15 protein-coding genes are annotated in these 13,337 nt (G+C 67.3%); 7 read left to right on the forward strand and 8 right to left on the reverse strand.

The annotated features are described in order from the left end of the window. The 4 genes from AB7O82_RS31610 to AB7O82_RS31625 form a co-directional block, all read right to left on the reverse strand. A partial coding sequence (locus AB7O82_RS31610; RefSeq protein ID WP_428621103.1) for a hemin-degrading factor occupies positions 1-944 on the reverse strand: 944 nt, incomplete at its 3' end. An 11-nt stretch (positions 945-955) separates the two neighbouring features. Then, positions 956-2,047: an energy transducer TonB gene (locus tag AB7O82_RS31615; protein WP_428550353.1), complete on the reverse strand. Its 1,092-nt coding sequence runs from the start codon at positions 2,045-2,047 to the stop codon at positions 956-958. Further along, complete coding sequence (locus tag AB7O82_RS31620) at positions 2,041-4,344, reverse strand: TonB-dependent hemoglobin/transferrin/lactoferrin family receptor (protein ID WP_428621105.1); 2,304 nt, start codon at positions 4,342-4,344, stop codon at positions 2,041-2,043. Before AB7O82_RS31620 ends, AB7O82_RS31615 begins: the two co-directional genes overlap by 7 nt. Positions 4,345-4,449: 105 nt before the next feature. Beyond that, positions 4,450-4,635 (reverse strand): hemin uptake protein HemP, encoded by a 186-nt coding sequence (locus AB7O82_RS31625; RefSeq protein ID WP_428550347.1) that lies wholly within the window; start codon positions 4,633-4,635, stop codon positions 4,450-4,452. A 94-nt stretch (positions 4,636-4,729) separates the two neighbouring features. Here AB7O82_RS31625 and AB7O82_RS31630 point away from each other — a divergent pair, with 94 nt between their 5' ends. From AB7O82_RS31630 to AB7O82_RS31650, 5 genes are all read left to right on the forward strand, one after another. Then, complete coding sequence (locus AB7O82_RS31630; RefSeq protein WP_428550344.1) at positions 4,730-5,221, forward strand: hypothetical protein; 492 nt, start codon at positions 4,730-4,732, stop codon at positions 5,219-5,221. A gap of 2 nt (positions 5,222-5,223) precedes the next feature. Continuing rightward, a complete protein-coding gene (locus AB7O82_RS31635; RefSeq protein ID WP_428550341.1) occupies positions 5,224-5,481 on the forward strand; it encodes a hypothetical protein in 258 nt (85 codons plus the stop codon). A 250-nt stretch (positions 5,482-5,731) separates the two neighbouring features. Further along, positions 5,732-6,127: a carboxymuconolactone decarboxylase family protein gene (locus AB7O82_RS31640; RefSeq protein WP_428550339.1), complete on the forward strand. Its 396-nt coding sequence runs from the start codon at positions 5,732-5,734 to the stop codon at positions 6,125-6,127. Positions 6,128-6,155: 28 nt separating this feature from the next. Next, entirely contained in the window at positions 6,156-7,100 is a 945-nt protein-coding gene (locus AB7O82_RS31645) for a phosphoribosylaminoimidazolesuccinocarboxamide synthase (protein WP_428550360.1), read from the forward strand. Further along, complete coding sequence (locus AB7O82_RS31650; protein ID WP_428621106.1) at positions 7,097-7,933, forward strand: class I SAM-dependent methyltransferase; 837 nt, start codon at positions 7,097-7,099, stop codon at positions 7,931-7,933. Before AB7O82_RS31645 ends, AB7O82_RS31650 begins: the two co-directional genes overlap by 4 nt. A 201-nt stretch (positions 7,934-8,134) precedes the next feature. Here AB7O82_RS31650 and AB7O82_RS31655 read toward each other — a convergent pair whose 3' ends face one another. From AB7O82_RS31655 to AB7O82_RS31670, 4 genes are all read right to left on the reverse strand, one after another. Next, a complete protein-coding gene (locus AB7O82_RS31655; protein ID WP_428550334.1) occupies positions 8,135-9,409 on the reverse strand; it encodes a glycosyltransferase family 4 protein in 1,275 nt (424 codons plus the stop codon). A gap of 650 nt (positions 9,410-10,059) precedes the next feature. Then, the gene (locus AB7O82_RS31660) at positions 10,060-10,326 is read right to left on the reverse strand and encodes a hypothetical protein (RefSeq protein WP_428550331.1); all 267 of its coding nucleotides are present in this window, start codon (positions 10,324-10,326) and stop codon (positions 10,060-10,062) included. Positions 10,327-10,398: 72 nt separating this feature from the next. After that, positions 10,399-11,304 carry a TerC family protein gene (locus tag AB7O82_RS31665; protein ID WP_428550329.1) on the reverse strand — a complete coding sequence of 302 codons (906 nt, stop codon included), beginning with the start codon at positions 11,302-11,304 and terminating at the stop codon, positions 10,399-10,401. 74 nt (positions 11,305-11,378) lie between these two features. Further along, positions 11,379-11,726, reverse strand: coding sequence for a hypothetical protein (locus tag AB7O82_RS31670; protein ID WP_428550326.1), 348 nt, complete (start codon positions 11,724-11,726; stop codon positions 11,379-11,381). 225 nt (positions 11,727-11,951) lie between these two features. On the opposite strand from AB7O82_RS31670, the gene AB7O82_RS31675 reads away from it, so the two are divergent. After that, a complete protein-coding gene (locus AB7O82_RS31675) occupies positions 11,952-12,362 on the forward strand; it encodes a four-helix bundle copper-binding protein (protein WP_428621108.1) in 411 nt (136 codons plus the stop codon). Between the two features lie 803 nt (positions 12,363-13,165). Further along, positions 13,166-13,337, forward strand: a 172-nt coding sequence (locus AB7O82_RS31680) for a helix-turn-helix domain-containing protein (RefSeq protein ID WP_428621110.1), incomplete at its 3' end; no start/stop codon positions are given.

A 13,337-nucleotide genomic window follows, 5' to 3' on the forward strand; every position in this document is an offset into this window, starting at 1 on the left:
AGCGCGTCGAACGCCTCGATCGAGGTGACGATGCCGTCGTCGGTCGGCTTGCGCACCGAGAACACGCGGGCGACGCCTTCGTCGCGCAGATGCAGGTTGAACGCCGGATCGACGATGTTGAACCAGCCCGGCACCTCGAGCAGGCGCTCGATGGGGCCGCTGTGGATCTGGATGCAGCCGCGGTTGCCGACGAAGATCATGATCGGCACGGCTTCGCGACTCGCCGCCTCGAGCGCATCGCGCAGCGAGCGCGCCGGCAGCTCGCGGGAGAATTCCTCGCCGACCAGGCGCAGCGCCTGCACGCGTCCGATCTTGAACTTACCCAGCATGCCGAAGAACTCGTGCGTGTCCTTCATCGCCCGCCAGGCCCGGCGCAAGCCATCGAGGTCGATCTCCGAGTCGGATCGGTCCACGGTCTCGTCGGGACGCGGCACGAGGGCCAAGGTCGCCGGGACGTCGGCGCGGTGGCGCGCGATCAGCGCCTCGAAGGCCGGCCGGTCGGTCTCCCCGGTGGCGTAGATCTTGTGCACGGCGTCGCCCGCCGGATCGAAGAACTGCAGGCTGAGCCGCTCGCCCTGCTTCAGCGGCTCGCGCACGGCAAAACCGTAACGCCAATTGCCGAGGAAAAGACGCAGATCGATGTCCGGACCGAGCACCAGCCCGTGCGGACCGCCGACCTGGACGTCCTCGAAGCGGCCGTGGCGTTCATGCACGCAGTGCTCGTTGCGCGTCAGGCACATCACCCGCCCGACCGACGGCAGCTCGTTGAGCAGCGTCCGCCAGTCATTGGTTAGCGGATGCGCCGTCCGGCCGACGCCCAGCGCCACCAGCTCGGCCTCGCTGACGCCGAGCGCCACGGCGGCGTCGCGGATGCGCAACGTCGGCTTCTCGCTCAGCAGCTGGCTCCATCGCTCCGCGAGTCCGGGGGTGAGGGACGGTTGCATGCACTTCTCCTTCAACGCAGATGGAAACGGACCGGGATCTCGACCCAGGAGGGAACGGGCCTGCCGTCGCGCATGGCCGGCAGGAAATGCCACGTGCGGACCGCCGCAAGGGCGGCGCGGTCGAGTGAATGGTATCCGCTGCTTCGATGCAGGACGATCTCGACGGCGGTGCCGGTCATGTCGAGGCGCACCCGCACCAGGGCCTCGCCCTGCTGGTTGAGCTCGATGGCGCGCGGCGGATAGGCGGCGGGCGTCGGCGGATGGCGAAAGCGCGGCTTGCCTTCCCAGACGATGGCCGGTGCAGGCAGAAAGCCCGCCGCCGCCTGCCGGACATCGCTGGCCGAGCCGAAATTCGAGGAAGCAGCGCTCGCGGGCGCGGCGGGTTTGCCGGGAGGACGAGGGGGATTCGCGGGACGCGGCGTGTCGGCCCTTGCGGCCTGCGCCGGTGGCGCCGGCTTCGGTGGAGGGGCGGGCGCCGGCTTCGGCCTGGACGGCTCGGCAGACTTGGGCGGCTCGACAGGCTTGAGAGTCGACGTGTCGAGCGGCGGTGGCTCCTCTGCCGGCGCCAGGTCGATCCTGATCTCACGCTCCACCTTCAGGGTTGCCGTGTCGAGTGGCGGCGGCTCCTCGGGCGGTGTCAGATCGATCCTTGTCCCATGTTCGACGATGTTTGTCTCCCGCTCGATGGGCTTTGTCTCCCGCTCGATTGCCTTCGTCTCCTGCTCCGGATTCTTTGTCTCGCGCTCGATGATCGTCGGCTGCCGCTCGATCATCAGCGTCGATGCATCGAATGGCGGCGGCTCCTCCGGCGGCGGCAAGGCGACGTCGGGCCGGGGGGCCGCCTGCGCGGTCGGCTCGGCCGGCGGCGTCGGCCGGGAGGCCGGCTCATTGCCGTCGCCGGCCGCGGTGGTCGCAGTCGAGACCATCGCCAGCTCGACGATCAGCACCGGCTGATCGGTCGAGGCGCTGCCGGTCGAGCCGGCAGCGAGAAGGGGCAGGCCGATCAATCCGTGCAGCACCAGCGACAGGGCCAGCGACGAGCGCGCGGGGCGCGTCGCGGGCTGGCGCGGCCGCTCGCCGACGGGTCGACTGAGTCTTACCATCGTGCCGTGAAGTTGACGCCGACGTAGCGCCCGGGCTGGGCGTAGAGGTCGAGCTGCGGGTTGTTGTAGGTGAGGCCGATCACGTCGGCCGAGTTCCAGTACTTGGCGTTGGTGATGTTGAAGAGGCCAGCATTGACCTTGAAGTGGTCGCCCAGCACGTAGCCCACCGTCGCGTCGAGATTGAAATACGCCGGCGTCTGAAAATAGAACGGGCTGCTCACCATGTTGTGCTGCGCCACCATGGTGCCGATCAGCTGGGCGTTGAGGCCGCGCTCGACCGAGCCGTAGCGGATGCGCGCCTGCGTCGCCCATGGCGCCACCGAATCGACCGGCAGGCCGGTGCGCTGGTCGGTGCCCTGGGCGAAGGCGGTCCAGCCCAGCACTGCCCAGTCTGGCGTGAAGCGATACTCGCCGCGCGCCTCGACGCCCCAGATCGTGACGTTGGTCAGGTTGACGTACTGGAACTGGGTGACCGGTCCGTTCATGCCAACCACCACCGTCTCGAGGAAGTTGTTGTAGAGATTGTAGAAGCCGGTGAGCTGCCAGCTCGAGCCGTTGGCGTAGTTGCCGCGATAGCCGACCTCGAAGCTGTTGACCGTCTCCGGCTTCAGGTTGGCGTTGGGCAGGATCTGGTAGAACGAGGCGGTGTTGGTGAAGCCGAAATTGGCGTTGTCGTAGGGCGGCGCGCGAAAGCCGGTCGCGTACTGGAAGTAGGCCGAGTAGGTGTCGTCGAAGCGATAGATCGCGCCGAGCTTGGGCGAGGCCGAGGCGTAGGTGCTGGACGACGGCACGACATTCAGCGTGGCGCCGGTCGAGTTCCAGAAATAGCGGTCGGGCACCGGGTCGAGCCGGTAGTAGTCGAGGCGCACCGCGGGAATGATCGTCAGCCTGCCGCCGAGTGCGGTGATCTCGTCCTGGACGTAGGCGCCGGCCTGGATCGTCTGGGTGTCGGGGAAGTTCTTGTTGGGATAGAGCTCGCCGCCGACATTCTGCGTGCGCGCGCCGGTCGCCAGGGTGATCTGGAAGCGGTCGCGCGGCCTGGTGGTCGTGGTGTAGGCGAAGCTCAGCCCGTAGGTGAAGACGTTGCGCGTGTCGCCGATCAGGGCGTCGGTGCCGAGCTGCAGCTCGGCGCCGGCGACGTTCTGGTTGTAGTAGAACCGCGACGTCCGGGCGTTGGTCGGGATCGGCCCGCCGGCGGCGCCGCGCAGCTGGTAGGTGTCGGCCTGCGTGTTGACCGAGTTGAAATAGGCCAGGAAGTCGATTCGATCGATGAAGCCGATCGGCGCGTTGTGCTGCCACTGCGCGGCGATGCGATAGGTCTGGGTATAGTCCTGGCCCCATTCGTCGTAGATGCGGGCGAACAGCGAGGGGAAGTTGCCGACGCCGGACAGTATCTGCGTGCTCTGCTGGCCCTGGGTGAACGCGCCGGTGATGCGGATCGTGTCGACCTCGGTCGGCCGCAACACCAGCTTGGCCAGGAAGTCGTTGCTCCACCAGCTCGTCGGATTGGGTGTGAGGGTGGTCTGCGCCGGATAGAACTCATGGCCGTCGCGCCGCGTGTAGATCCCCATGAACTCCAGCTCGCCGGTGCGCACCGCGCCGGTGAAGGTCTCGGCGAGCTGCTGGTTGGAGCTGCTGTAGGCGCCCTTGACCGAGGCGTAGACGTCTTTTCCGTCGCGCAGGTAGTCGCGCGGATCCTTGGTGATGTAGGCGACCACGCCGCCCAGCGCGTCCGAGCCGTAAAGCGCCGAGGCAGGGCCGCGGATGATCTCGACACGCTTGATGTCTTCGAGGTCGGGCTGCTCGCGCGTGTAGGTGCCGGCGCCCTGGTTGCTGTCGGGGAAGTCGGGCTGGCGCATGCCGTCGATCATCAGCAGCACGCGATTGCCGCCGATGCCGCGAATGAGGAAGTTCTGGAAGCCGGCGCGATTGGGATTGTTGCCGACCGTCACGCCCGGCTCGTTGCGCGTCAGGTCGCGGATGTCCTGCATGTTCTCGCGCTCGATGTCCTCCGACGTCGTCACCGACACCGTGGCCGGCACGTCGAGCAGCGGCCGCCGCGTGCGCGTCGCGGCCGTCGTCACGGCATCGAGCTGCGTCGGCTCGGTCGTGGGCGCCTGGGTCGTCGGCGCTTGCGTGGTGGTGGTGGTGGTGGCGGTGGCCGGCTGCGGGCCGGGTGCCGTTGGACCGGGAATCTGCGCGGGCGGCGGCGGTGTCTGCGCGCGCAAGGGAAGGGCGGCGATGCCACCGAGTGCGGTGGTGGCGAGCAATATCGCGATCAGTGATTGGGCTTTCATGCCAGGGTCCCCCAAGATGAAAAAAGGGCGCCTGGCTGGCTGCGGGTCGGAGGGACCGGCTGGCTGGGCAGTTTGACCGAGGAGGGATGGTCCCTCGGGTACGCTTTACTTCGTGAGGATCAGCTTGTTGGAAGCGGTGACCCTCAATCGGTAGATGTCGGCGCCGTGCCGGATAAGCAGCTCGCGGTTGCCGCACATCAGAGCGGTGCTGTCGACGACCTGGACCGGCAGATCGGAAATCGTCTCTCCCCCATTTCCGTCTGGCCGTGCCTGGCGCGGTGGCTGGCTCATGGCCTTCGCAGCTCCTTTTACTTTTGAATTGCGAATGACTCGCAATCGCACAATACTGCCGATCTGTCAACCGTCTCCAACTTCGGGTGAGGCCATGGAAAGTTCAGCGGAACAACGGCATGCGCCGTTTCAGTCCGACCTGCGCGCGGGCTGCGGCCGACCCGGCTGCGCCTGCGCGATGCCGATCGGCGATCGCTTCGTGCTGGTGCGGCAGTGGCAGCAGGAGCGCTGCCTGCCGTGCGAAGGATCGATCCTGCATCGCGGCTTCAAGCTCGCCGGCCTGCTCGAGGTGCTGCCCGATTTTGCCATCGCCATGGACGCGTTCCTGTTCGGCGCGCGGCGGGCGATGGAGATCCATCAGCCGACCTGCTCGTCGGTCAGTCTCGACGAGGCGACGCTCGTCGCCCTGTGCGGGCTCGCGCAGGCCGACTACGACCAGCCGCTGCTGGCCTCGCTCGACGTCATGATGGCGCCGACGGCGTCGCGCGTCGCCGCGGTGCGCCTGAAGGCGTTCGCCGTGGCGCTGGCGAGCGCAGGCTTGCGGCTTGCGCCGCTGCCCGGCGCCGCCGCGGGGAGGCTCAACTGACCATGAGCGCAGCCCGGCCCGACCGCCTCGCCGATCTGCAGCGCGCCATGCGCCTGATCTCGGACGCCGTCGACGATCTGCCGGCCGAGTGCCGCGACCTTGCCGCCAATGCGCTGCTGAACGTCGCCGCCGAGACCGTGGTGCAGGATGTCGGCTGCCCCGAGGCTGGCCGCATCTTCGCCCGCCTCGCCGACTTCCTGGCGCGCGGGCTGCAGCCGCCGGCGAGCGGCGCGGTATCGCTCACGGCGTTCGACGCGTGATCGGTGCGCAGTCGGTCATCCTCATGCGGACCGCGGGCGTCCCGCCCGCTCATTGCCGTGAGCGCACCACTTCGATGGCGCCCATCGAGTGTGTGATCGACAGGAAGAGCGCCATCGGAGTGGCGCGCTCCCGGCAAAGCCTCATGGGCGGGCGGGACGCCCGCGGTCCGGAAGACCGTGCGCTTCCCGCAACCGGTTCCCTCTCCTCCGGAATCGCTCTAGGCTGCGCCGCAATCCGAGGAGGGAAACGATGGCCGAGAGCGAGAACTACAAGAAGGGCACCGAGATTCGCCGCCAGCTCATGGGCGCGGCGTTCGCCGACAACATGAACAAGACGGTCTACGACGACCCGATGATGAAGAAGTTCGGCGACTACTCGCGCGAGGCGGTGTTCGGCCTGCTGTGGTCGCGGCCCGGTCTCGACCTGAAGACGCGCGCCCTGATCTGCGTCATTTCCGACACCGCGCAGGCGCGCTGGCCGGAGCTCGCGATCCATCTGCGCATGGCGCGCAACCAGGGCTGGACCGAGGACGAGCTCTCCGAGGCGCTGCTGCATCTTTCCGGCTATATCGGCCTGCCCTCGGTGCGCGAGGCGCTGCTCACCGCCAAGGAAGTGTTCGAGGAAATGCGCCACGAGAAGAAGTAGCCGAAGCGACGGAGAAACGAACGTGGCGATGAGGTCGAGCGATCTGCCCCTGAAGCGGATCGCCCGCGGCAAGGTGCGCGATGTCTACGAAGTCGATGCCGACCGGCTGCTCCTGGTCGCGACCGACCGCGTGAGCGCCTACGACGTAGTGATGGACGAGCCGATCCCCATGAAGGGCGCGGTGCTGACCCAGCTCAGCGCCTGGTGGTTCGGCCAGCTGGGCGGAGTGTCCGCCCCAGGCGGAGTGTCCGCCCCAGGCGACGCCGTGCAGCACCACATGATCTCGGCCGACGCCGACGCCATCGCCGCCGCCGTGCCGGCGCTCGGACCACATCGCGCCGAGATCGCCGGCCGCGCCATGCTGTGCCGGCGCTGCACCGTGTTCCCCGTCGAATGCGTGATCCGGGGCTACATCACCGGCTCGGCGTGGCGCGAGTACGCCAAGCACGGCACGCTCGCCGGCGAGAAACTGCCCGCCGGCCTGCAGGAGAGCGGCCGGCTCGATCCGCCGATCTTCAGCCCGGCCACCAAGGCCGAGAGCGGGCACGACGAGAACATCACGATCGGCCGCATGCGCGAGGTGCTGGGCGCCGACATCACCGCCGAGCTCGAGCGGCTGGCCCGCCTGGTCTACGGCCGGGGACGCGACATCGCCGCGCCACGCGGCATCATCATCGCCGACACCAAGTTCGAGTTCGGGTGCACCGCGTCGGGCGGCATCCTGCTGATTGACGAGGTGCTGACGCCCGACAGCTCGCGCTTCTGGCCGGCCGACGGCTATGCGCCCGGCCGGCCGCAGCCCAGCTTCGACAAGCAGCCGCTGCGCGACTGGCTCGACGTCGAGCGCCATGCCGGGCGCTGGAACGGCGAGGCGCCGCCGCCGCCGCTGCCGCCCGAGGTGGTCGACGCCACCAGCAAGCGCTACCTCGAGGCCTATCGTCGGCTGACCGGCCGCGACCTGGTGGTGCGGTGACGCCAGCCGACGCGCGCGACTGGCGCGCGATCAACCGTGCCAACTGGGACGAGCGCGTCGGCATCCACACGGGACCGGGCGGCTACGATCTCGGCGCCTTGCGCGCCGGCCGCGGCGTGCTGAACCCGATCGAGGAGGCCGAGCTGGGCTGCGTCGCCGGCCTCGAGGTGCTGCACCTGCAATGTCATTTCGGCGCCGACACGCTCTGCCTCGCGCAGCGCGGCGCCACCGTCACCGGCCTCGATTTCTCCGGCGCGGCGATCGCCGCGGCGCGATCGCTCGCCGCCGAGCTCGGCCTCGCCGGGCGCGCCAGCTTCGTCGAGGCCGACCTCTACGACGCGCCCGCCGCGATCGCCCGGCCCGCCGCCTTCGACCTCGTCTACACGAGCTGGGGCGCCACCTGCTGGCTGCCCGACATCGCGCGCTGGGCGGCGATCGTCGCCGGCTTCCTGAAGCCGGGCGGCCGCCTCTACTACGCCGACGCCCATCCGGTGGCCTACGTGTTCGACGATCTCGCCCGCCTGCCCGACGGACGGCCCGGGTATTTCGCGCCGTACTTCGCGCGCCAGCCGGTCGTCTCGGTCGACGAGCGCGACTATGCCGACCCGACGGCCCGCCTCGCCAATGCCGCCAACGTCAATTGGCTGCATCCGCTGTCGGACACCGTGAACGGGTTGCTGGCCGCCGGCCTGTCGCTCGACTGGCTGCACGAGCACGCCCAGGTGCCGTGGCGCATGTTCGAGATCCTGGTGAGGAAGGGCGACGGCGACTGGCACTGGCCGGACAGGCCGTGGCTGCCGCTCGCGGTCTCACTGCAGGCGACGCGGCGGTGAGACCCAGGGCGCGCTTCTGCAAGGCTTACTCGGTCGTGCCGAGCGCGCCATCCCGAGCAGCGGAGACACCCCCTACTACGCGACCCTCTAGCATTGTTCTGGATGCCAATCTCATAGAAGCACAGCGACGTCGTTGATCAATGGAGCCTTCAGGCAAAATGGTTCGCCGCGGGTGCCATTGTACCCGGCACGGCGGCAGGCTCATGGGCGGTTGGGCCGCAGCAGCGGCAGATGGCGTTGCGCCGCCGAGGACAGGAACTGCCCGAAGCTCCGCGACGTCCCGGCACGAGCGGCGCTACCGGCACGGAATGCCCGCTCATTGCGCTCGAGGAGCACGCTCTCGCTAAAAGTCGCGTCGAAGCGGCTGAGGCAGGCTTGGCGTTTACGGCGAAGCAACGTTTCCGATGCCATCAGTGGACGCAACCTCGCCACCAGCGCCTCACAACTGCCGTTGGCGAATACCAGTTCATTGTCATCGACGATGTCAACCGGCGCGGTGTCACTTGCGACGATCGGCACGCAGCCTTCTCTCATGGCTTCGATGGCGACCATGCCAAACGGCTCGAAGGCAGAAGGCATGACCAGGATCTTGCTTTCGCGATAGGTCTTCTGGACCTCCTTGGGCGCAAGCCGGCCGAAATAGCTCACGCGATCCTGCAGTCCATCGGGAATGAGGCTGCGACAATGCTCCCAAGTCGTCATCCCGCGTGTGGTGGAATGGTCGGGACCGACGATATGGAGCCGCCAGGCAGGAAACTCCGCCGCAACGCGCACGAAGGCCTGTACGGCCAGGTCGGGTCGCTTCACCCCGAGCATCATCCGGCCCACGAACAGCAACACTTCGCGGCGCGGCGTGGCGTGGCCCCTGTCCCTTTCAGTGTCCAGAAAATGCGGAATGATTGCATCTGCGGGTGGCGCGTCGAAATCCTCCTGAACAGCTGCGTCTATCGAAGATGAGGGCGCAATGCGCTGTTGCGCGGCATGAATCGACTGCTTTTCCAGGATTCGCACCCAATCCGACATCGGCCACTCAGCGGCACCCCGCTTCGCAAACGTGTGATGTGCTCCCTCGTAGCGCGTTACCGTCATGGCGCCGGCGGGCCGGCTGGCATTGATCAATGCGTTGATGCCGAGATGCTCGTGACCCTCGATGACGTCGAACGGCTTAGCCGAGTGTCTTGCCTGCACCGCCTCGAGCATGCGGGCGGCGAGGCTATAGACGAACACGCCCAGGTCGGCGTTTCCGCCTTCCCGGTGTCCGGCCATCTCCGGTCCGGTGAGGTCGTGCCGCACGAGCAGCCGATGCACCAGGATACCTTGTTCGTCAATGCTCGCAGTCGATGTCAGCGATTGGCAGAAGACTTCGACCTCGTGACCCGCTCCTGCCAAGGCAAGCGCAAAGCTGCTGTAGAACGAGCCAATGCCGCCCCAGTTCGTTTCAGGCGGATACTCACGGCTGACGAGCGCTATCCGCATCTTCCGCTGCAATCGTGCGTCGCCGCGCCACATCCTGCCCCCATGGGAACTCCGAGGTTTCGGCAGATTGGCCGCCTTTGCAACCCGTTGCATCCGTAAATGTCACTGCGGTGGCTCGAGCAACGCTCTCTGTTTGTCTTGATTGCTGTCGTTCAGTACTTCCTGGGCGCTGACTGGGTAAAAACGAGACTCCACCCAGTCACCGGGACAGGCTTTGTCCGGTTGATTTCCGATCGCAACCGGGTTGCCGCCGCGGGACATTAAAGTGCAAGACTCGCAGAATTGGCGGAGATGCTATTTGCAGCACATTGAGGGTTTCGGCGATCTCATGTCGCGCATGAGAACCGTCGAACCGGAAGCGGCCATTGCCGATCTCCAGATCGGAAGATTCTGTACATGCTCAACGTCTCGTTCCGCTTCGTCACTTCTCATCATCGAAACAAGTTCTACCCTGGGACTTCCCTCTCTATCAGTCGCCATCCGAAGAATCGTTCGAGATGCCCTTGGAATGGGTTCGGTTGATCAACTTCCCAAGCGAACTACGCCATCATGCGGAAGCCGAATAAGGACCACATTCCGTCAGTTGAGGCGGCCAAGAGGCGAGACGCGGCGTTGCGTGCAGCGTACCTGGAGTGGTTCCGAAGCGCCCCTCACGTCCGCTTCGGCAGCGTGAACCGCCCGTCACGCAGCTTCTTCTCCAGCACCGGGATGCCGGCGGCGGTGTTGCCCTTTTCGCAATCGCTGATGGCGTTGGCGACCGTCACGTCGGGGAACATCTTGCCCTCGGTGGAATTGCCGAGGTAGCGGCGGTAGAGCGCCGTCAGGTCGGCGCAGTATTTCATGTCGTCGGCCCAGGCCGATGCCGGGGTCGCCAGGAGAAGTCCCAGGACGAGGCCCGGCAGTCGCTTTCTTCGCATGGGCTCGTCGTAAGCGCTGGCCGCCCGCGGCGCAAGCGGTGCCGCGGGCGGCGAGGGGGCGGGACGCGCGGCCTAGCCGCGCGCCGCCCGGCGGGCGCCGAGCACGATCCGCTCGCGCAGCCAGAGGTACAGGGCGGCGAGCGGCAGCCAGCCCAGCCAGCGGATCGCCTCGAAGGCGTAGCCGCCGGTCTCAGAGGTCAGCAGGTAGTCGATCTGCACCTGGAAATACGAGCCCGCCATCTCGACCGCGAGCATCCAGGCCAGCATGCCGGGCAGCAGCGCGACCAGCGGCTTCGACGTCTCGGAAAGCCGCTCGGTGTACCAGGGGGCGAGCGAGATCGAGAACACCAGGATGGCGATCAGCGGCTTGGCGGCGGCATGCGCCTCGAACCATGCCACCAGGAGCGGCTCGCGCACGATCATGGTGTAGGCGGTCCACGCGAGCACGGCACCGCCCAGCAGGATGACCGACGGGAAGCGGTCGACCAGGCGGATCACCAGGTGGCTGCCCCACACGATGATCGGCACGCTGATGACGAGGCCGAGCACGATCAGCAGCACGCTGCCGTGGGCCGCGCCGCCGATGCCCAGCACGTTGTCGATGCCCATGACGGCGTCGGCGATGACGACGGTGCGCACGGCGCCGGCAAAGGTCGCCGCCGGGGCGGCGGCGGCGTGGCTGGCGTCGCGCTCGGGGTCGGGGGTCAGGAGCTTGCGGGCGATCCACACCAGCGCGAGGCCGCCGGCCAGCATGAAGCCCGGCAGGTTGAGGATGTAGACCACGAGGATGGCCATGACGGCACGCACGGCGATGGCGCCGAACGTGCCCCAAAGGATGACCTTGCGCTGGGTGTCCTTGGGCAGGTTGCGGGCGACCAGGCCGATGATCAGGGCGTTGTCGCCCGCCAGCACGAGGTCGATCAGGACGATGGCGAGCAGGGCGGACAGGAATGCGCCCGACAGGAAGTCGACTTCCATGAAAATCTCCGACGAACGAATGACGACGAACCGCCGGTCGCGAGGGACCGGTCGGCGATGGAGTCAGGGTGTCGTCAGAGCTCTATCGGGACCTTGTCGACGGCCCGGCGCGGCGCCGGGTTCAAGGCCTTGGTCAGGAGGGAGGCGGAGACCCTGAGCACGGCGATGCCCGCCGCGACCGCGGCGCCGGCCAGCAGGAGCTGCAGCAGGTGCCAGTGACGCATCGCCAGGACGGAGAGTTCGCCGCCGAGATCGAACACGGCGAACTCCAGCCCGGCCTCGCCGAACAGGGCCGGATCGACGGCGTCGCCGAACGAGGCGAGGATCATGCAGATGACCACCGATGCCACGAACAGCTCGCCGCCCGGCGAAACCGTCCGGACAGCCTGCGACGCCCGCGGCGAACGATGGATCAGCAACATGACGTCCCAATATGGGGCGGGTCGACGCGAACCTCAACCTATTCCCGGCGGGGCGGAGGGGTCATTGCTGGGAGCGCGCCACTCCGATGGCGCTCATGGGATGTGCGATCGACAAGAAGAGCGCCATCGGAGTGGCGCGCTCCCAGCAATGATCTTCCCCCTCCCACGCCGCATGTAACCCGGCCGCCGCACCAGGCGTTGCTGGCAGATCGAAGGGAGGGCCGGATGCATACCTCGCAGATCATCCTCAGCCGTCCGCGGACCAGGGGCGGCATCAACCCGGCGCTGCGCCGCTGCATCGACGAGTGCCACGACTGCGCCCAGGCGTGCACGCGCTGCGCCGTTGCCTGCCTGTCCGAGAGCGAGGTGCGACATCTGGTCCAGTGCATCAGGCTCGATCTCGACTGCGCCGATCTCTGCCTCGCGTCGGCCGCGCTGGCGTCGCGCCGCACGGGCACCAACCGGGACATTCTGCGGCGCATGCTTGAGATCTGCGGCGATGGCTGCCGGATTTGCGCCGAGGAATGCGAAAGGCATGCGGCCCGGCACGAGCACTGCCGGGTTTGCGCCGACGCCTGCCGGACCTGCGAGCGGGCCTGCCGCGAGGCCGCCTCCTCGATTGGCATCGTGCACTGAGGCGGCTTCCCGCCGATCACCTTTTCGCCGGGAGCGCGCCATTGATGGCGGAGTAATCTCCGCCAGGATGGCGCTCATGCTCTTCCGGACCGCGGGCGAGACGCCCGCGGTCCGTATGTCGTGGCTGCAGCAGCGAACCAGTTCGGCTGGGCCTTCTACCCGTTCGTATGACGCCGTGACAGCAAGGTACGATTGCACAGGCGATCGTGGCTGCCGGAGAGAGCCAACCCGGCTGTCTGCTCTGTCCGCTCGTGCGGTGGCGTGATAGCCGGTGGGACCATATCCGCGCGATTCGAAGGATGGCACCGTGATTGCCGGCACCGACGCAAGCCGACCCACCCCTGACGCAGCGCCATTCCGGTGCGTCAGCGCCAAGTCCTTGATTTCAAAGGCCGCTGACGCACGGACGCAACGGACGCAAGAATCGGCGGCGCCGATTCTCCGCGGCCGCTGCAGGACGGGGGAGTCAACGCAGCGACGGGGCGGGCGCCGGATGACCGCGACCGCAAGACGGCGGATGCGACCGCAAGAGGCCCTGCCGAACGGTCGCTTGCGGTCGGTCCAACTCCTTGATTCCAAAGGCTGCGACCGCAAGCGACCGCACCGACCGCAAGAAAAAGGGGTGGTTTTACTTTGTGGGCCGGCGCGTGATGCTCTCCGCCAGCCATGGCTGCCCGGGCGTCCAACCGAAGCACCGACTTCCCTGATCCGCTGCTTCGAATTCCCTGATCCGGCGACTCGAATTGTAGTGAACCCCATTTCTGAGACACGGTAATTATTCCCAGTCCTCACTGGAGGACATGATGAGAAAACGACCGCGATACGTCACAAAGGAGGAGAAGCTTGCGGCTCTCACACGCCTTGCGAGTGGCGAGAGCGCGGCCAAGATTGCCGACGAGCTCGGCGTTGTTCGCCGCGTCCTGTGGAATTGGCGAAAGGCTTACCAGCGTCTTGGTCAGGCTGCGTTCCAGCCGG

Source organism: Reyranella sp., from assembly GCF_050185545.1.
Lineage (GTDB): Bacteria > Pseudomonadota > Alphaproteobacteria > Reyranellales > Reyranellaceae > Reyranella.